The organism is Empedobacter sp. GD03739, from assembly GCF_029843245.1.
Lineage (GTDB): Bacteria > Bacteroidota > Bacteroidia > Flavobacteriales > Weeksellaceae > Empedobacter > Empedobacter falsenii_B.
Genome location: NZ_JAOCHX010000010.1, coordinates 1 through 18,954, shown reverse-complemented (window position 1 = coordinate 18,954; position 18,954 = coordinate 1). Strand labels below are relative to the sequence as shown.

The 18,954-nt window shown below is 31.1% G+C and carries 18 protein-coding genes; 10 read left to right on the top strand and 8 right to left on the bottom strand.

Translation table 11 applies throughout. From position 1 onward, the window contains the following. Positions 1-63: 63 nt before the first annotated feature. Positions 64-1,104 (top strand): tetraacyldisaccharide 4'-kinase, encoded by a 1,041-nt coding sequence (gene lpxK / locus N5E64_RS04915; protein ID WP_125350446.1) that lies wholly within the window; start codon positions 64-66, stop codon positions 1,102-1,104. Next, positions 1,088-1,900, top strand: coding sequence for a purine-nucleoside phosphorylase (locus tag N5E64_RS04910; protein WP_280036054.1), 813 nt, complete (start codon positions 1,088-1,090; stop codon positions 1,898-1,900). The genes lpxK and N5E64_RS04910 overlap by 17 nt, the downstream gene beginning before the upstream one ends. Before the next feature lie 136 nt (positions 1,901-2,036). Here N5E64_RS04910 and N5E64_RS04905 read toward each other — a convergent pair whose 3' ends face one another. Then, the gene (locus N5E64_RS04905; RefSeq protein WP_280036051.1) at positions 2,037-2,471 is read right to left on the bottom strand and encodes a hypothetical protein; all 435 of its coding nucleotides are present in this window, start codon (positions 2,469-2,471) and stop codon (positions 2,037-2,039) included. A 147-nt stretch (positions 2,472-2,618) separates the two neighbouring features. Then, complete coding sequence (locus N5E64_RS04900) at positions 2,619-3,560, bottom strand: MBL fold metallo-hydrolase (RefSeq protein WP_221856530.1); 942 nt, start codon at positions 3,558-3,560, stop codon at positions 2,619-2,621. 121 nt (positions 3,561-3,681) lie between these two features. Here N5E64_RS04900 and N5E64_RS04895 point away from each other — a divergent pair, with 121 nt between their 5' ends. From N5E64_RS04895 to N5E64_RS04885, 3 genes are all read left to right on the top strand, one after another. Beyond that, on the top strand, positions 3,682-6,558 hold the full coding sequence (locus N5E64_RS04895; RefSeq protein WP_280036049.1) for a S9 family peptidase: 2,877 nt from the start codon (positions 3,682-3,684) through the stop codon (positions 6,556-6,558). Between the two features lie 146 nt (positions 6,559-6,704). Continuing rightward, positions 6,705-7,235 carry a YqiA/YcfP family alpha/beta fold hydrolase gene (locus tag N5E64_RS04890; protein ID WP_219035345.1) on the top strand — a complete coding sequence of 177 codons (531 nt, stop codon included), beginning with the start codon at positions 6,705-6,707 and terminating at the stop codon, positions 7,233-7,235. Between the two features lie 67 nt (positions 7,236-7,302). Next, the gene (locus N5E64_RS04885) at positions 7,303-8,538 is read left to right on the top strand and encodes a porin (RefSeq protein WP_115001047.1); all 1,236 of its coding nucleotides are present in this window, start codon (positions 7,303-7,305) and stop codon (positions 8,536-8,538) included. 268 nt (positions 8,539-8,806) lie between these two features. Here N5E64_RS04885 and N5E64_RS04880 read toward each other — a convergent pair whose 3' ends face one another. Genes N5E64_RS04880 through N5E64_RS04865 form a run of 4 tightly spaced genes read right to left on the bottom strand, consistent with a single transcriptional unit; the run spans position 8,807 to position 12,354 of the window. After that, positions 8,807-9,166 carry a hypothetical protein gene (locus N5E64_RS04880; protein WP_125350441.1) on the bottom strand — a complete coding sequence of 120 codons (360 nt, stop codon included), beginning with the start codon at positions 9,164-9,166 and terminating at the stop codon, positions 8,807-8,809. Positions 9,167-9,183: 17 nt separating this feature from the next. Continuing rightward, positions 9,184-10,389 carry an alanine dehydrogenase gene (locus N5E64_RS04875; protein WP_280036045.1) on the bottom strand — a complete coding sequence of 402 codons (1,206 nt, stop codon included), beginning with the start codon at positions 10,387-10,389 and terminating at the stop codon, positions 9,184-9,186. Positions 10,390-10,395: 6 nt separating this feature from the next. After that, entirely contained in the window at positions 10,396-10,800 is a 405-nt protein-coding gene (gene tsaE / locus N5E64_RS04870) for a tRNA (adenosine(37)-N6)-threonylcarbamoyltransferase complex ATPase subunit type 1 TsaE (protein ID WP_115001044.1), read from the bottom strand. After that, positions 10,801-12,354, bottom strand: coding sequence for a bifunctional response regulator/alkaline phosphatase family protein (locus N5E64_RS04865; RefSeq protein WP_280036043.1), 1,554 nt, complete (start codon positions 12,352-12,354; stop codon positions 10,801-10,803). Positions 12,355-12,631: 277 nt separating this feature from the next. On the opposite strand from N5E64_RS04865, the gene N5E64_RS04860 reads away from it, so the two are divergent. The 5 genes from N5E64_RS04860 (at position 12,632) to efp (ending at position 17,718) form a co-directional block, all read left to right on the top strand. Beyond that, entirely contained in the window at positions 12,632-13,822 is a 1,191-nt protein-coding gene (locus tag N5E64_RS04860; RefSeq protein ID WP_280036041.1) for an HD domain-containing protein, read from the top strand. Between the two features lie 87 nt (positions 13,823-13,909). Continuing rightward, entirely contained in the window at positions 13,910-14,935 is a 1,026-nt protein-coding gene (lpxD, locus tag N5E64_RS04855) for a UDP-3-O-(3-hydroxymyristoyl)glucosamine N-acyltransferase (protein ID WP_280036039.1), read from the top strand. 6 nt (positions 14,936-14,941) lie between these two features. Next, positions 14,942-16,330 carry a bifunctional UDP-3-O-[3-hydroxymyristoyl] N-acetylglucosamine deacetylase/3-hydroxyacyl-ACP dehydratase gene (locus tag N5E64_RS04850; RefSeq protein WP_280036037.1) on the top strand — a complete coding sequence of 463 codons (1,389 nt, stop codon included), beginning with the start codon at positions 14,942-14,944 and terminating at the stop codon, positions 16,328-16,330. Positions 16,331-16,346: 16 nt separating this feature from the next. Beyond that, entirely contained in the window at positions 16,347-17,132 is a 786-nt protein-coding gene (lpxA, locus tag N5E64_RS04845; protein ID WP_280036118.1) for an acyl-ACP--UDP-N-acetylglucosamine O-acyltransferase, read from the top strand. Between the two features lie 19 nt (positions 17,133-17,151). Further along, positions 17,152-17,718 carry an elongation factor P gene (efp, locus tag N5E64_RS04840; RefSeq protein ID WP_038336113.1) on the top strand — a complete coding sequence of 189 codons (567 nt, stop codon included), beginning with the start codon at positions 17,152-17,154 and terminating at the stop codon, positions 17,716-17,718. Positions 17,719-18,005: 287 nt separating this feature from the next. On the opposite strand, the gene N5E64_RS04835 is transcribed toward efp, so the two are convergent. Further along, positions 18,006-18,551 carry a DUF2971 domain-containing protein gene (locus N5E64_RS04835; protein ID WP_115001037.1) on the bottom strand — a complete coding sequence of 182 codons (546 nt, stop codon included), beginning with the start codon at positions 18,549-18,551 and terminating at the stop codon, positions 18,006-18,008. Between the two features lie 45 nt (positions 18,552-18,596). Continuing rightward, positions 18,597-18,954, bottom strand: a 358-nt coding sequence (locus tag N5E64_RS04830; protein WP_280036033.1) for a hypothetical protein, incomplete at its 5' end; no start/stop codon positions are given.

Here is an 18,954-nt window from a genome sequence, read left to right as displayed (position 1 = left end):
AAGTGTTTCTTTTTTTAGAATTAAAATTGAAAATAGTATTTTCGCTTAATATTAAAAATAAAAATGAATTGGCGTAGATTTTTACTTCCATTTTCTGGTTTATATTGGATTGGAACTTCGGTTCGAAATCTGTTTTACAATATAGGAATGATGCGTTCATCATCATTCAAAATTCCAATTATTAATGTTGGAAACCTGTCTGTTGGCGGAACGGGAAAGTCACCTCATATTATGTATTTAATTGATTTGTTGAAAGACGAAAAATTAATTGCAACATTGAGTAGAGGATATGGACGAAAAACAAAAGGTTTTTTGATTGCAAATTATTCATCCAAAGTTTATGATATTGGAGACGAACCAATGCAGTTTTTTCAACGTTTCAAGAATAGAATCTTGATTGCAGTTTGTGAGGACAGAGCTTTTGGTGCGCAAAAATTAATTGATCATTATAATGCGGAAGCAATTTTGTTGGATGATGCTTATCAACATCGTGGAATTAAAGCTGGTTTCAATATTTTGTTGACAGATTTTAATAATCCATATTATAAAGATTTTTTATTGCCAGCAGGTGATTTGAGAGAGAGTAGAAGTGGAGTTCGTCGTGCAGATATTATAATTGTAACGAAATGTCCAGACAGAATTTCGGAAGAAAAACACAAAGAAATTTCGAAAAAGATTAACTTAAAATCTCATCAGCAATTATTTTTTTCGAAAATTGTTTATGATAACAAATTGATTGGGAAATTGGATAATGTTGAGAAATCGACTTGGAAAAATCTGAATGTTATTTTAGTTACAGGAATTGCTAAAACAGATGGTTTGGTAAAATTTGCGGAAGAAAACTTTGCAAATGTCTTGCATTTAGAATATCCAGATCATCATAATTTTAGTCAATCAGAAATTGAGTATATTTACAAACGATACGAAGATACGGAAGGTAGAAAGCGTTTTGATAAAATTATCATGACAACGGAGAAAGATTATATGCGTTTGATGGAAGAATCCATGATAAAAGACGATTTATACTACATTCCGATTAGTATCGATATTAACGATAAAGAAAAATTTAATCAAACTATTTTAGAGTATGTTGGACAGAATTAATGAGGCTGTAAAGTACATCAATAATTTATTGCCAGATCAACCAGAATTTGTAATTGTGTTAGGGTCTGGATTAGGAAAATTAGAAGACGAAGTAGAAAATAAAGTTGTTATTAGCTACAAAGATATACCAAACTTTCCTCAAGTAACAGTAGAAGGGCATAAAGGTCATTTAGTATACGGAACTATTTTAGGTAAAAAAGTTTTGATGATGGCTGGTCGTTTTCATTACTACGAAGGATATTCGATGGAAGAAGTAACTTTCCCAATGCGTGTTTTCAATGGATTAGGAATTAAGAAAGTTGTTTTATCGAATGCTTCTGGAGGTGTTAATCCAAATTTCCAAGTTGGAGATATTTGTTTGGTAAAAGATCATATCAATATGATGCCAGAACATCCTTTACGTGGAAAAAATATCGATGAATTAGGACCTCGTTTTGTGGATATGTCTAAAGCATATGACAGAGAAATGTTGAATGAAGCGGCAGAATTTGCAAAAGCAAATGATATTTTGGTTCATCAAGGAGTTTATGTAGGATTACAAGGGCCAACTTTCGAAACACCATCAGAATACGGATTGGTTCGTTTTATTGGTGGAGATTGTGTTGGTATGAGTACAGTTCCTGAAGTTATTGTTGCTCGTCACATGGATATGCGCGTTTTCTGTTTATCTATTATTACAGATTTAGGTGGGCCAGAAATTTCGTTTGATGTTTCGCACGAAGATGTATTAAATGCAGCAAATACAGCAATGCCAAATGTAATTCGCGTGGTAAAAAGCGTAATCGAGAATTGTTAATTTTTGATTTGATGATAAAAGAAAAAACCAACTGAAAAGTTGGTTTTTTTATTTTATAAAAATCGGTGAATTCGAAAGAATAATAAGGTCAAATAACAAGACGAATTCACCGACAAGTTTTGAAGTATTCGATTGATTAGATCTCAACTTCTCGTTCAGAATTTGCGCAATTGCTATGAACGATATAATCGATTAGTTTTCCATTTTCAAAACATAACATCAAATCCTCTTCATAAATTGATGTATGTGTCAATTGATTAAATTGTAATAATTTTCCTTGAGGAATTTTAATAATTCCAGAATACCAGCTCGCAAAAACTTCTTCTCTTTTTGGAAATAAATAATTCAATTCAACTTCATCCAAACCATCCAAATATCCTCTGAAATTAATTAAAAACAATTCGTCATTTCTCAATTCCCATTTCCCATAATATCCTCTCCAGCATGTTGGCGAAGGTGGAGTAAAATAAGGTGGATGATTTAATTCTCTAAAATAATGATGTAATGGTTGTTCGGCTATAATATATTGTTGGTTGTCGATTAATAAAATTTCTCCTATTTGCGCGATCATTTTTTTATGGTTTATTCAAATGTAAAATAGCCATTCGAATAAATGAAAAATCAACAGTGCTAATTTATCAAAATAATAAAAATTGACCGACTAAAATAAATAGTTGAAAATTATTCTGTCTTTAAATGATAAATTCGTATTTATTATTTATTTAAGAGTTATTCTTTCACCTTGTTTAGGGAAAATATAATTGATGTTATATGGATTATCTTTTAACAATTCGTCTTTAATTTTTTGCTCATAATCATCTTTTGGCTTGATATGAGTAACGATAATTGTTAAACCTTTCAACCTACTTTTTCCAACTTCTTTCGCTAATTCGCCTAATTCTTCGTTCATTAATTTTGGGGTTAAATGACCAAATAATAATTTTTCGGGTTGAGAATTCGGAAAAGAAACTTCTAACATCATTGTTTTTAATTTTCCTGATTTAATTTTAGGTGAAATTGCTTTCCAAATAGTTGATAAGTTTTGAGTTTTTTCGATACGATCAGCTCCTGTATCACCAAAATATAAGACTGCATTTGAACCATTTTCGACTAATATTGCTGAACTTTTTAAAGGGTTTACATGACTCAATTCGTAAATAGTTCCTGTGAAATTAGTACCTTCTATTGTGAAAGGTATTCCTATTTCTGCGTATTTGTAGTAATATTTATTCAAAATTGGCGATTCACCTTCATTGGCAAAATTTGCCCAAGCATCATTGGTAAAATATTTATTTTTTAAAACTGAAATTGTTTCAGAAATACCATAAATAGGCTTGTTAGAATCTTCTGGAGAATTAATAATCATGCCTGAAAGATGATCCAAATGTCCATGTGAAATAAAATATCCTTTGATATAGTTTTTCAGAATTTTATTGTTTTGTTCTTCAAAAGTACCTTTCTCTATTGCTTTATTGATTCCAGAAAGAATTGTTCCTGCATCCAATGCTAAATAGCTGTTTGTTGTTTCTTCACCAATCAAATAAGATGAAAGATTGCTTTCATTGCTACCTCCATAAACACCAAGTGGAACAATCTGAATATTTTGTGCTGATGCAATCATCGAAATTCCGAATCCAATACTTAATAGATATTTTTTCATAAAAAGAATTTTAACAAAAATACAACTGAAAAGTATTATTAAACTAAAATATCCCCATAGTTTCTAAAAACTTTAGTATTTTCACATTTCTTTAAAAATTAACGCATAAAAATTAGTTAGAATGAAATCGAAATTATCTACTAAAATATTGAAAAATTATGCGACTCAACTGATGACAAAAAAAGCAATGTATGCTGCGGCAATCGCTTTATTGGCAACAAATGTTGATGCGCAAAAGAAACCATTAGATTTGACTGTTTTTGATGAATGGCAATCAATTGGAATGAAAGAATTATCGAATAATGGTTCGTGGGTTGCTTATCAAGTCAATGCACAAGAAAGTGATAATACATTGAATTTTTTTGGTTTGAAAACGGATAAAAATCTAAGTTTTCATCGTGGTGAACAAAGTGTTTTTACAGCAGATTCTAAATTTGCCGTTTTTAAAATTCGACCTTTTTATAAAGATTTGAAATTGGTTCGAATCAAAAAGAAAAAGGAACATGAAATTGCTAAAGATTCAATCGGAATATTAAATCTTGCAACAAATCAAGTCGAGAAATTACCAAATATAAAATCATTCAAAACACCGAAAAAAGGAGGTTCTCTTTTAGCTTATTTATTAGAAAAAGAAGAAACGAAGAATGATAAAAAAGACAAGTCAGATTCTACAAAAACGAAGGATAAAGTTGCAAAATCAGCTGGAAAAGATAAGAAAGATACGCCGTTAGAATTGGTGTTGAGAAATTTGATTTCAGGTCAGAGAAAATCATTCAAAAATGTGATGAATTATGAGTTTAGCGAGAATGGTAAGCAATTAATTTTTTCGACTAAACAAGAGAAAAAAGATAGTTTAGATAAAACTAAATATGGTGTTTTCTTAGTGAATACAGCAACGTTTGTTCAAAAACAATTGGTAGATACAATTGGTGATTTTAAACAATTTGCGTTTGATGAATTAGCAAATAAAGTCGCTTTTGTTGGAACTTCTGACGAAGAGAAAAAGGAAAATAAAACATATTATTTATATTATTCTACAACAAATAATCCGCAACAAATCAGGATATCTGAATTGTTAGGATTGAAAAAAGATTGGCAAGTTTCAGAAAATCGTCAACCAAAATTTAGCAAAGATGGAAATTCTTTGTTCATTGGTTTGATGCCGAAATTAGCAGAAAAAGACACAACTTTGATTGCTGATGATCATGCAAAAGTGGATGTTTGGAGTTACAAAGACGATTTTATTCAACCACAACAATTGAAGAATCTTGAGCGAGAGAAAAAACGTTCGTACCTATCTGTGATTGATTTATCGAATCCTGTAAAAGTGACACAATTAGCGGATTTGGATATGAATCAAGTCGAGATTTTGAACGAAGGAAATTCAAATTTTGCTTTAGGAACTTCTGATAATGCCTATCGATTAAGCTTGAATTGGGATGTAACAGGTCGTAAAGATTATTATATCATTAATACGAAAACGGGAGAGCGTGAATTATTTGCAAAAGCTTTGGCTGGAAAAGTGGAAATGTCGCCGAATGGAAAATTTGCTGTTTTTTATAATGCCGAAAATGGATTATGGTCGAGCTATAATATCGAAACAAAGGAAACAAAAGTTCTGAATAAAAAGCTGAAAGTGAAATTTTATGACGAAGAAAATGATTCACCAACTTTAGCGCAAGAATATGGAGTTGCCTATTTTACTGATAATGACGAAACGGTTTTAATCAAAGATCGATATGATATTTGGGAGTTTGATTTGGTTGGAAAACGTCGTCCAGAAAATATGACAAATGGTTTCGGTCGTAAACATAATATTACGTTTGATATCAATCAATTAAATGATGATATTAAAACAATTAATCGAGATAATTTAGTTTATTTAGGTGCTTTTAATAATCAGAATAAACAATCAGGGGTTTATCAAACAATCATTTCGAAAGCAAAAAATCCTGAAGAAGTTGTCATGTCGAATACTTGGGGAACGCAAAAAATGAAGAAAGCGTTGAATGCCAACGAATTTATTTATACAAAAGAATCGTTCCGAAATTCGCCTGATGTTTATGTTTCAACAAATTTTAAAGATGAGAAAAAGATCTCTGCAATCAATCCGCAACAAAAAGATTATTTATGGGGGAATGGTGAGTTGGTAACGTGGAAAACGTATTCAGGTAAAGATGCAACAGGAGTTGTGTATAAACCAGAGAATTTTGATCCAAATAAAAAATATCCGATGATTGTTTACTTCTACGAAAAACTTTCGGATAATTTGAATCGTTATCAAGCGCCTGCGCCAACGCCTTCTCGTATTAATCACACATATTTTGTAAGTAACGATTACATTGTGTTTACACCAGATATTTCATATACAATTGGTCATCCTGGTAAATCTGCCGAAGATTATATCAATTCTGGAGTAGAAGCGTTGAAGAAAAATACGTGGGTAAATGGAAGTAAAATCGCTATACAAGGACAAAGTTGGGGAGGTTACCAAGTTGCACATTTGATCACTGCAACCAATATGTATGCTGCTGCTTGGACGGGTGCGCCTGTTGTTAATATGACTTCTGCTTATGGTGGAATTCGTTGGGGAACGGGTATGAGTCGTCAATTTCAGTACGAACAAACGCAAAGTAGAATCGGTAAAACGCTGTGGGAAGCGCCGGAATTATACATCGAAAATTCGCCTTTGTTTAATATGCCAAAAGTTACGACGCCAGTTGTAATCATGCATAACGACGAAGATGGTGCTGTTCCTTGGTATCAAGGAATTGAGATGTTTATGGCATTGCGTCGTTTAGGAAAACCAGTTTGGATGTTAAATTATAACGGAGATGATCATAACTTGATAAAACGTGCGAATAAAAATGATATTCAACAACGACAAGTTCAATTTTTTGATCATTATCTGAAAGATAAACCTGCTCCGAAATGGATGACAGAAGGTGTTCCTGCAATTAATAAAGGTATTGATTGGGGCTTTGATCTAGAGAAATAATTATAGTTAATATTTAAAAGCGACCAATTTGGTCGCTTTTTTTGTCAAAAGAATTTCTTACAACACAATTATATTGTTAAATTTACATTTCATGTATAATTAACTTCTTGAAAAAGTTTTAATTTAGAGGGATAATTGCACTGAATATGAATACTAATAATCGACAAATTGTTTATATCCATGGACTAAATAGTTCGGCAAATTCAACCAAATTCAAAACTATTCTAAAAAATTATCCTTCAGCTATTTGTATTGAATGGAAAACGGAGGACAATATTGCAACTATTTTATTTGAAGCTTACGAACATTTAAAAGGTTTGGTAAATGATTTGGCAATTATAGGAAGTTCTACTGGAGGGAATTTTGGTTGGCAATTGCAACAAAAATTAAAGGAAAATGGAAAATCGAGTGAATTAATTTTGTTAAATCCTTTGGTTGATGTGTCGATGAAAGTCGAAAATAATTTTCCAGAAAATCTTTCGCAATATTTAGTGGATATGAATCGTTTCGAAAATACAACGGTTTTTCTTTCTGTACATGACGAAGTTTTGGATTTTGAAAAACTAAAAACTTTCTTTGAAATTCAACAAAATATCTTTCCACAACAAATCGAAATCATAGAAATTGATGACAATCATCGAATACGTAACTTCGAGTCATTGTTAACGTTAATTTAATTTACGCATTACAATTATTTAATTTTATTAACTGCATTTTTGCACACGAATCAAGAAATAAATAAACATGAGGCAATTTTTAATATTAATACTTATTGTATTTTCAATCAGTTCGTATGCGCAAGTAAAAGATTCTACAGAATCTAAAAAGAAAACTGTACAGGATTTTAAGAATATGATGTCGCCTTATTACAGCTATGGTAACGGATTGGGAATTACTTCTCCAGATAGTCTTTATCAGGTCAATATTAGATTTCGTATGCAAAATCGCATTAGTTATAATCATAATGATGGAGAAGAAGATAATATTGATGGACAAATTCGTCGTTTAAGATTGCGTTTTGATGGATATATCGGAGATCCAAAATTTGGTTATTCGATGCAATTATCTTTTGCAGCAGGTGATGTTGGAAAAGCAGAAGAGGGGAAGAATACGAATATTATTCGTGATGCGATGATTTTCTATTACCCAAATAAACATTGGAGTTTAGGATTTGGTCAAACAAAACTTCCGGGAAATAGACAACGTGTTAATTCTTCTGGAGCATTACAATTAACGGATCGATCTATCAATAATGCAGATTTTAATATCGATCGCGATTTTGGATTTCAGGTTTTATACAATAAAAGAAATCAAGAAAAATTCTCATATATTTTGAGAGGAGCTATTTCTACTGGTGAAGGACGAAATTGGACAAATTTTAAAGATACTGGTTTAGCTTATACAGGAAAAGTTGAGTTGTTTCCACTTGGAGAATTTACAAAAGGTGGAAGTAATTATGAAGGTGATTTAGTTCACGAACAAACACCAAAATTGATGATTTCGGGAGCTTATAGTTACAATGATAGAGCACATAGAACAGCAGGAATGTTAGGAGATGATATTGTAGGTGGAGGAACAGCTAATATAAAATCATTGTTTTTGGATGCGATGTTAAAATATCGTGGATGGAATTTGATGTATTCTTATATGAATCGTAATTCTGATAATGTGTTATTTTATAACCCTACAGATATTTCTGATTTTAATTATATCTATAATGGAGAAGGAATGGATTTTCAAGGTTCATACACATTCCCGAAACACTGGGAGGTGATAGGACGTTATTCAACTCAAACAGTAGATAAAGAAATTTTTGAGTTTACACCGAATACAAATCAATACACATTAGGTTTGACAAAATATATTTGGGAACATGCTTTCAAATTACAAGCAGAATTTACGTATGAACAACAAAAATTCTATAATTTAGAAAAGAAAAACAACTGGTACGCGCGTTTTCAGATAGAAATTGGGATTTAAGATATCTTATTGTAAATTAAATATTTTAGAATAAAATAAAGGTTTGATATTTGATAATATTTAATAAATTTGCAGTCAAATATCAACCTATGCAATCCAATAAAAAAAGAAAAAGTTTAAACCGAAACGTAGAGTTCGGAACAAAAAAAGTACAGTTTAAAGATGTAATTATTGTCGCAATACTAATCTTTGTAATTGCCTTAACAATTTTGAAATTTATAAATTAATCATATAAAAAAACCACTTCAAACGAAGTGGTTTTTTTGTTTTATTTCTTTTTGATGGAAACTAATTTCGAATCTTCTTTGCAAATTTCTAATACAAAATCATAATCTTTCGTATTGTCTTTGCTTTTATAGTTTGCCAAATATTCTCTACAAGGAACTTGATCTTTTTTCGAGTGATCAAAATCAACTTTACTTCTTTTGAATAATTCTTTTTTCAAGAATGTAGAATCTAAATTTTCTGCTTTTAAAAATGCTTGAGCTTCTGGTGAAATAGCTAATCTTTTTGAAAAAGCTTCATCCAAAACTCTTGCATTTGGAAAGTAATTACATGAGAAAGCACGAGGTCCAAACGCCATAGCGACGAAAACTAACCCAATTCCAACTCCCATCAAATAATTCATAAATCTTTGCGTAAACGTCATATAATCAATAAATTAATGTCGTGAAATGGTAAATCAAACCAATCACATAAGTTCTTTTTTACAATTCTTCCTTTGTACAAATATACGCCATTTCTTATAGTTTTATCCGATTGTACCACATTCGCAAAACCAGATTCTTCTGAAATTTGGAATAAATACGACAAGAAATAATTGCTCAACGCTTTGGTAGAGGTGCGTGCGACGCGAGAAGTGATGTTAGAAACCGCATAATGAATTATATCATTCTTAATAATGATAGGGTGATCATGAGTTGTTAATTCAGATGTTTCGAAACATCCACCTTGATCAATGCTCACATCAATAATTACAGCGCCAGCTTTCATATTTTGTACCATCATCTCAGTTACAACACAAGGTGTACGCGTTTCTCCGCGAAGTGCACCGATTGCTAAATCGCAACGTCGTAAAGCTTTTCCTAATTCTTTTGGATCTAATGTAGAAGTAGAAACTCGTTGTCCTATATTTTGTTGTAATCGTCTTAATCTTGTTAATGAATTATCAAAAACACGCACCGAAGCACCTAAACCTAAAGCTGTTCTTGTCGCATTCTCTGCAACCGTTCCAGCTCCAAGAATCACAACTTCTGTTGGCCGAACACCTGTTACACCACCCATCAAAATTCCGTTTCCTCCGTTTGTAGAAGACATCAATTCACTTGCAACCAAAATTGCCGTTGTTCCTGCAATTTCACTTAATAAACGAACGACTGGTAAATGATTTTGTTCATCACGAATAAATTCAAATCCAACTGCGTTTACACGCTTTGTAATTAATTTCTGAAAATATTCGCGTCTTAAAGTATTCGCCGGAACAGATGAAATAATTAACGCATTTGGTTTTATCCAATCAATTTCATCTAAAGTAAGTGGACCAACTTTTAGAATAATAGGTTTCTCGAAAACAGCTTGCGTATTGTAAGAAATTTGCGCACCAGCTTCCGAATATTCTTTATCCGAATAATTTGCACCTTCTCCTGCTCCAGTTTCTATCGTAACTTGGTGTCCATTATTGACCAAAATTTCGACTGCATCAGGAGAAAGACAAATTCTTTTTTCTTGATTATTTGTTTCTTTTGGAATTCCAATATCAAAGCGTTCTTTCTTATGAGGAATCTCTAAACGCTCGGGTTGAGGAATAAGATCTTCCTGAGAAAAAGGCGTAAAAATATTTTTTCCGTCCATATACTATTAGCTAAAATTTAAATGACGAACGCCATCTACATTTTCCAATGTAATCGTGTGATGTTCATCTGGTATAAAGTTAGCAATTTTATTTGGCCATTCCATTAAACAATATTGATTAGAATATAAATATTCTTCAATCCCAAAATCTAAGGCTTCATCTTCGTGATTTAGACGATAAAAATCGAAATGATAAACTTTTCCTTTATCTGTTTCATATTCATTAACAATCGAAAAAGTAGGACTCGAAACTTCATCATTTGTTCCCAAAGCTTTTACAAACTCTTTGATAAAAGTTGTTTTTCCAGCTCCCATTTCTCCTTCGAAAGTGATTAATTTATACTGAAGTTGATCGATTATTTTTTGAGCAACTTCTGGTAATTCGTCTAAATTATTGATGATAAATTCCATTTAATTTTTTGGTGTTAAAACAACCATTGGGATAATTATTTCCTCCAACGAAATTCCACCATGTTGGTAAGTGTTTTTGTAATAATTAACGAAATGATTGTAATTTTTTGGATACGTTAAAAATAAATTTTCTTTTGCAAAGATATACTTTGACGTAACATTAACCTTAGGTAAAAGGAATTTTTCTGGTTGCTCAACCGCCAAAACATCTTTCGGATCATATTGCAATTGTTTCCCCAATTTATAACGCAAATTTGTACTTGCTTCTTTGTCACCAATTACTTTTGTAGGTTCCTTTACGTAAATTGTTCCGTGATCGGTTGTTACAATAATTTTCATTTTTTCTTGCGCCGCTTTTTTCACAATTTCCATTAAATATGAATTCTCAAACCAATGTTTTGTGATCGAACGATACGTTTTATCATCACGAATAATTTCGCCAACAATTCTGTTGTCCGTTTTTGCATGCGAAAGAATATCGATAAAGTTGTAGACAATTACATTCAAGTTATTCTTTTTGTAATTATTAAAATCATCTGCAATTTTTTTCTCGAAATCAGAATTTAAAATTTTAAAATAATTATACGATAAATCACCCATTCCAAGACGTTTTAATTGTTCTCCTAACAATTCTCTTTCGTACATATTTTTATTTCCTTCGTCGGTATCATTCAACCAATATTCAGGATATTTTTTCTCAATTTCCAAAGGCATTAAACCCGAAAAGAACGCATTTCTCGCATATTGAGTTGCCGAAGGTAAAATACTGTAATATAAATTTTCGGCTTCCGAATTATAATAACGATTGAAAATTGGCTCAATAACTTTCCATTGATCGTAGCGTAAATTATCAACCATAATCAATAAAACATTTTTATCTTTTCCAAGATGAGGTCGAACTAATTGATTGAAAATTGTGTGCGATAAAACGGGACGATCTTCATCATTATGCAACCAATCTTCGTAATTACGTTCTATAAATTTGAAGAAAGCTGCATTTGCTCCACTTTTTTGATTTTCGATGATTTGAGAAAGTGCTGTATCTTCGATATTTTCAAGTTCAAGTTCCCAAAAAACTAATTTTTTATAAATTTCTTGCCAATCCTCATAATCGCGCGCATTCATCATATCCATTGTGATATTTCTGAATTCCTGTTGATAATTGATAACTGTTTTTTCTGAAATAATTTTAGATGCATCCAAAATCTTTTTCAAACTCAATAAAATTTGATTTGGATTAACTGGTTTAATCAAATAATCTGCTATATGTGAACCAATTGCATCTTCCATGATATGCTCTTCTTCACTTTTTGTGACCATAATAACAGGAAGGTTTGGACGCAATTCCTTAATTTTTGGTAAGGCTTCCAATCCACTCAAACCTGGCATGTTTTCGTCGATTAAAACAGCTGCAAAGTTCTCTTTTTCTATTTCTTCTAATGCATCAGTCGCATTATTTATCATTGTTGTATCGTATCCTTTTTTCTCTAAAAAAAGTTGGTGTGGTTTCAATAAATCGATTTCATCATCAATCCATAAAATTTTTATAGCCATTTGTTATATTTTTATTTTTTATATTGATTTCTACATTTTAGAATTATTCCAAATATAGCGATAACGGAAATGTTAAAATCAAAATTGTATGTTAAACAAAATTGGAGTTTTCCCAAAGTTTGCGATGATTATTTAGCATAAATAATTCCAAAAATGATTTTTATCTAAAATATTTTATAAAAACCATTCTTAATCAAAAAAGTAACGTTCAGAATGAGTAAAAATTCTTATCTTTGCCGATAAAATAGTACGTTTGAATCCATTAAACAATAATAAGTTGAAGATAGTAAATGATCCAGTTCATGGATTTATTACGATTCCAAACGAGCTTATTTATCAGATTATTCAACATCCATATTTTCAACGACTTCGCAGAATTTCGCAAACGGGTTTAACAGAAATGGTTTATCCAGGAGCGAGACATTCTCGTTTTCATCACGCTTTAGGTTGTATGCATTTGATGCAAAAAGCCTTAAATATTCTCAAAAGAAAAGACGTCGACATCACTCCAGAAGAAGAAAATGGAGCTTTAATCGCGATTTTATTACACGATTTGGGACATGGACCTTTTTCTCATTCTCTTGAACATTCTATCATTAATGGTTCGCATCACGAAGAAATTTCGCTTCGTTTGATGGAAGAATTGAATCAATTTTTTGATAATCGATTAACTTTAGCTATTCAGATTTTTAAAGGAAATTATCCGAAAAAATTCTTGTCGCAATTGGTTTCGAGTCAGTTGGATTGTGATCGCATGGATTATTTGAAGCGAGATAGTTTTTACACAGGAGTGGTAGAAGGAAATATCAATCCAGAAAGAATTATCTCGATGATGAATGTCTCGAATGATGAGTTGGTGATAGAAGCAAAGGGAATTTCGTCGGTCGAGAAATTTTTGATGGCGCGTATGTTTATGTACATGCAAGTGTATATGCACAAGAAATCGTTTACAGCAGAGAATTTTTTGATTAGCGTTTTGAGAAGAGCGAAAGAATTGACAAAAGCGGGAGAAAATCTTTTTGCAACGTTTGCTTTTAAATACTTTTTAGAAGAAAATGAAGTTGGAAGTTTATCAAAAGAAGGTTTAGAAATTTTTACGCGTTTGGACGATTCGGATGTTTTATCAGCGATAAAAGAATGGCAGTTTCATGATGATTTAATTTTGAGTAAATTATCAAAAAATATCATTCAGCGTACATTACCAAAATCATATTTGATGGATACAAAATTATCCGAAGAAGAAATTTTGGTTGAAAAAAATAGAGTAGAAAATGCTTTAGGAATTGATGATGCAAGTTATTTTGTGGAACAAACAACGATAAAAATTGTTCCGTACGAAAAATCAAAAAGTCCAATAAAGGTTTTATATAAAAATGGTGAGGTAAAAGAAATTTCGAGTTCAGAAAAAAGTTTGTTAACGCAATTTTTGCAACAAGAAATTACAAAATATCATTACCATAGCGTTTAAATATCGATTTGAAGAATTTGACAAAAAAGTTAAATAACTTAAATAATCATTTTATAAATTTAAGAATAATTATTAGTTTTGCAGACTATGAAATTTAAAGCTGCAGAGATTGCGCAATTATTGCAAGGAACCGTAACAGGTGATGCAAATGTAGAGGTTTCCACATTATCGAAGATAGAGGAAGGAAAAGAAGGTTCGATTTCGTTTTTGGCTAATCCGAAATACGAGCATTTTATCTATACAACAAACGCTTCTATTGTGATTGTGAGTAAGGATTTTGTGGCAACAGATTCTATTTCGTCTACATTGATTGTGGTTGAAGATGCATATCAAGCCTTTACAAAGCTGTTGCAGTATTACAATACGATAAAAAATAATAAAGTTGGAATAGAAGAATATACGAAAGTAAATTCTACTGCGCAACTAGGAGATAATGTATATGTTGGAAGTTTTTCTTATATTGGAGCTAATGTTTCGATTGGGAATAATGTAAAAATATATCCAAATGTAACGATTGGCGATCATGCTAAGATTGGTGATAATACCGTTTTACATTCAGGCGTACAAGTGTATGAAGAGTGTGAAATTGGTCAAAATTGTATTATTCACGCCAATGTTGTTGTAGGGTCTGATGGTTTTGGATTTGCACCAAATCCTGACGGGACTTTCGAGAAAATTCCTCAAATTGGTAATGTAGTTATCGAAGATAATGTGGAAATTGGATCAGGTTCAACAATCGATCGTGCTACAATGGGTTCTACTTATATCCGAAAAGGAGCTAAATTGGATAATCAAATTCAAGTAGCACATAACGTAGAAATTGGTGAAAACACAGTTATTGCTTCTCAATCAGGAATTGCTGGATCAACAAAAGTTGGTCGTAATTGTATGATTGGTGGACAAGTTGGAATTGTAGGTCACTTAAAAATAGGTGATTTTGTACAAGTTCAGGCTCAGTCTGGAATTAATGCTGATGTAAAAGATGCACAACAAATGTATGGATCTCCGGCAATTAACGCGATTGATTTTAAGAAATCTTACGTTTATTTCCGTAAATTTCCAGAAATTGTGAAAAGATTAGATCAATTAGAAAAAGAAAACAAACAAAAGTAAAAGTTAATGTCTGATAAGCAAAAAACTTTAGCGAAAGAAACCGTTCTTTCAGGTGTTGGGTTACATACAGGAAATAATGTTACTTTAACTTTTAAACCTGCAAATCCAGATACTGGTTTCGTATTTGTAAGAACAGATTTAGAAGGTACTCCACATGTAGAAGCAGATGCACAATATGTTGTAAGCACTGCTCGTGGAACAACTTTAGAAAAGAAAGGAGTTAAGGTACATACTACAGAGCACGTTTTAGCGGCTTTAGTAGGTATGGATATTGATAACTGTATTATAGAAATTGACAATGCAGAACCTCCGATTATGGATGGTTCATCTAAGTTTTTTGTCGAGGCTATTGAACAGGCTGGTATCGTAGAACAAGATAAAGAACGTGAGTATTACAAAATTAAAGAAATCGTTACTTATGTTGATCCAGAAACTGGTTCAGAAATTACAGCTATCCCTGCTGATGAGTATCAAGTTACAACAATGGTTGATTTCGGTACTAAAGTTTTAGGAACGCAGAATGCAACATTAACTTCAATTAAGAATTTTAAAAGAGATATCTCAGACTCTAGAACATTTTGTTTCTTACACGAGTTAGAGCAACTTTTAGCTGCAGGTTTAGTAAAAGGTGGTGATTTAGATAATGCAATTGTGTATGTTGATAAAGAAATTACACCAGAAACTAAAGAAAGATTATGTAAAGCATTTAACCGTGAGGATGTAGCGATACGTCCGAATGGAATTTTAGATCACTTAACATTACATCATCCAAACGAAGCAGCACGTCACAAATTATTAGATGTAATTGGTGATTTGGCATTGATTGGAACTAAGTTAAAAGCAAAAATTATTGCAACTAAACCGGGTCATCAAATCAATACGAATTTTGCAAAAAAATTAAGCAAACAAATTAAATTAGCTCAGCGTAATAAAATTCCTGAGTTTGATTTGAATGCAGAACCGGTATACGATATCAATGATATCATCAAATTATTACCTCATAGACCTCCATTCTTATTAATTGATAAAGTTATTTCTAAAACAGAAACCGAATTGATTGGTGTGAAAAATGTTACAATGAACGAACCTTTCTTTGTTGGTCATTTTCCAAAAGAACCAGTTATGCCAGGTGTTTTACAAATAGAAGCAATGGCACAATTAGGTGGTTTATTGATTTTAGGTGAGTTAGAAAATCCACAAGAATATTCTACTTACTTTATGAAAATTGAAAATGCTAAGTTTAAAAGAAAAGTTGTTCCAGGAGACACTTTAGTTTTTAAATTAGAATTACTAGAGCCAATTAGACGTGGTATCGTACATATGCAAGGTTATGGATATGTAGGAAATCAGATTGCTGTTGAAGCAGAAATGATGGCTGTTATTACTAAAGAATAATAAACAAATGGAAGTTATGAATTATCCGATGGCTTATGTACATCCAACAGCTAAAATTGGTGAAAATGTAACAATAAGCCCTTTCTCTTCTGTTTACGAAGATGTAGAAATTGGTGATGGAACATGGATTGGTCCTAATGTAACAATTATGTCAGGAGCGCGTATTGGAAAAAATTGTAAAATTTATCCAGGTACAGTAATTTCTGGTGAGCCTCAAGATTTGAAGTACGAAGGTGAAAAAACTTTAACATATATTGGTGACAATACAACGATTCGTGAATGTGTTACTGTAAACAAAGGAACTAATGCATTAGGTTATACTAAGATTGGTGACAATTGTTTGATTATGGCAACTGCGCATATCGCGCACGATTGTGTTGTAGGAAATAATGTCGTAATCGTAAATGCGGTTGGTTTAGCAGGACATATAGAAGTTGGAGATTTCGCTTTTATTGGTGGTTATAGTGCGGTTCATCAATTTACAAAAATTGGAGAACATGCTTTTGTAGCTGGTGCGACACAAATTCGTAAAGATGTTCCTCCGTACGTTAAAGCAGCAAAAAATCCTGTTGCTTATGCGGGAGTTAATGCAATTGGATTGAGAAGAAAAGGTTTCACATCTGAAGAAATCTTCGAAATTCAAGGTATTTATAGAATCTTATATCAACAAAAAAATAACGTATCTCAGGCTGTAGAACAAATCTTAGAAAAATTCCCAGATTCACATTATCGTGAAGTAATCCTTGATTTTATCAATACAAGTGATCGTGGAATTATGAAAGGATATAGCTCGGGAGTTTAATAAAATAACAATAGAATAAATGGCAACAACTTCTGATATCAGAAAAGGTTTATGTATTATTTTTAATAATGATACGTATAAAATTATCGAATTTTTACACGTAAAACCAGGTAAAGGACCTGCTTTCGTTCGTACAAAATTAAAATCATTAACTAACGGAAAAGTATTAGACAATACATTCTCTGCTGGTCATAAAATTGAAGAAGTTCGTGTAGAAACACGTAACTACCAATATTTATATGAAGATGATAATGGTTTCCACTTCATGAATAATGATGATTTCTCTCAAGTTTATTTAAACAAAGATTTGATTGATAATTCACAATTTATGAAAGCTGGTGACGAAGTAAAAATCTTGTTCCGTGCTTCTGATGAAACAGCTTTAGCAGCTGAGTTACCAACTACAGTTGTAATGGAAATTACATACACAGAGCCAGGTCTTAAAGGTGATACAGCTACAAATGCTACAAAACCTGCAACGACAGAAACTGGTGCTGAAATCCGTGTTCCTTTATTCATCAACGAAGGTGATAAAGTAAAAATCAACACAGAAGATGGTTCTTACGTAGAAAGAATTAAAGAATAATTATTCTGAAATATTATAAAAAAATCCCTCTAATTAATTAGAGGGATTTTTTTATTACTTGTTTAGGTAATCTTTTATATTAAGATTTACTTCAAATAGATTTAAAGTAAAAGGATTAATATCTATCTTATAAAATTCAGGAATATGTTTTTTTTCAATGAATAAATTAATAATATTCATGATATCATTTTTATCTGACTTTAATCCAAAGATAACTTTACTAATGTATTCAGTTTTAAACTCTATATCAGCATTAGCATCGTTGTTTACGAATTTAATATCTTTTTTTATACAAAACTCTTTATGAAATAATAATCTAACTTCATCTTCATATTCCCATATCTTTTCTTTGTATGTTGAAAAAATAAAATTCTATTATCTGAAAAATCATTAATTAAACTATCCCTTTTCTCAGCTAAATTATCTACATATTTTATAATAAATGGAGCTAGTTTAAATTTATGAGAAATATCAATTATAACATCTTTTTTTATTTCAAAACAGCATCCTTTGTGAGAATCTCCATAGTGTGCCCACATAAGTTTGTTATTGTCTTTTAAATAAGATTTAGAAAAACAGGATGAGTAATTTTTAGATTGTAATTTTACAAATGCTTGATTAGCAATGAATTTAATTATATCTTTATTTTTTGTATTCTTATATAATTCATTCCAATCAAGAGGAGTTAAATAAGGGTTAGATTCAAATGGGTCATTAAAATAATCACCTCTTGTAAATCTCAATGTTTTATTTTCAATAACTAATTTTAATGAATGTATACTTATAAATTTATAAATATTATCGAAATATAAATTTTCACTGCTTTGATCCAAAATGTTTTTTTTAACGTTGAAATATAATTAAAATACCCAATTATTTTACAATTTTATTGTAACTTTTTCACTAGAACATGTCGTTTCTTTATCTATTTTCTTGACAAAAATTGTAAAACCTAATGATTCATTTTTGATAGTGATAGTTGATGAATCACTTCCTTTGTAAACCGTTTTATTCTCTTTTGGATCAAAATTGTAAAGTCTATTTCCTTTTTCATCCAACCATTCGAATTTATATTTTTTATCGTCAGTATTTTTTAAAGAAAGGATAATTGTTCCGTCTTTTTTATTCTGTTTGATACTAACTTTTTCAGAAAAATTAATTTTTTCTAAAACAGTAATTTGAATTGCTTTTCGTTCAGATTTTTTGTTGTTCCAATTACTTTCAACATAATAAGTC

Coding starts and splice junctions, on each gene's coding strand:
- lpxK (WP_125350446.1), top strand. CDS start 64: ATGAATTGGCGTAGATTTTTACTTCCATTTTCTGGTTTATATTGGATT.
- N5E64_RS04850 (WP_280036037.1), top strand. CDS start 14,942: ATGTCTGATAAGCAAAAAACTTTAGCGAAAGAAACCGTTCTTTCAGGT.
- N5E64_RS04875 (WP_280036045.1), bottom strand. CDS start 10,389: ATGGACGGAAAAAATATTTTTACGCCTTTTTCTCAGGAAGATCTTATT.
- tsaE (WP_115001044.1), bottom strand. CDS start 10,800: ATGGAATTTATCATCAATAATTTAGACGAATTACCAGAAGTTGCTCAA.
- N5E64_RS04895 (WP_280036049.1), top strand. CDS start 3,682: ATGAAATCGAAATTATCTACTAAAATATTGAAAAATTATGCGACTCAA.
- lpxA (WP_280036118.1), top strand. CDS start 16,347: ATGAATTATCCGATGGCTTATGTACATCCAACAGCTAAAATTGGTGAA.
- N5E64_RS04890 (WP_219035345.1), top strand. CDS start 6,705: ATGAATACTAATAATCGACAAATTGTTTATATCCATGGACTAAATAGT.
- N5E64_RS04905 (WP_280036051.1), bottom strand. CDS start 2,471: ATGATCGCGCAAATAGGAGAAATTTTATTAATCGACAACCAACAATAT.
- efp (WP_038336113.1), top strand. CDS start 17,152: ATGGCAACAACTTCTGATATCAGAAAAGGTTTATGTATTATTTTTAAT.
- N5E64_RS04880 (WP_125350441.1), bottom strand. CDS start 9,166: ATGAATTATTTGATGGGAGTTGGAATTGGGTTAGTTTTCGTCGCTATG.
- N5E64_RS04865 (WP_280036043.1), bottom strand. CDS start 12,354: ATGGCTATAAAAATTTTATGGATTGATGATGAAATCGATTTATTGAAA.
- lpxD (WP_280036039.1), top strand. CDS start 13,910: ATGAAATTTAAAGCTGCAGAGATTGCGCAATTATTGCAAGGAACCGTA.
- N5E64_RS04910 (WP_280036054.1), top strand. CDS start 1,088: ATGTTGGACAGAATTAATGAGGCTGTAAAGTACATCAATAATTTATTG.
- N5E64_RS04900 (WP_221856530.1), bottom strand. CDS start 3,560: ATGAAAAAATATCTATTAAGTATTGGATTCGGAATTTCGATGATTGCA.
- N5E64_RS04885 (WP_115001047.1), top strand. CDS start 7,303: ATGAGGCAATTTTTAATATTAATACTTATTGTATTTTCAATCAGTTCG.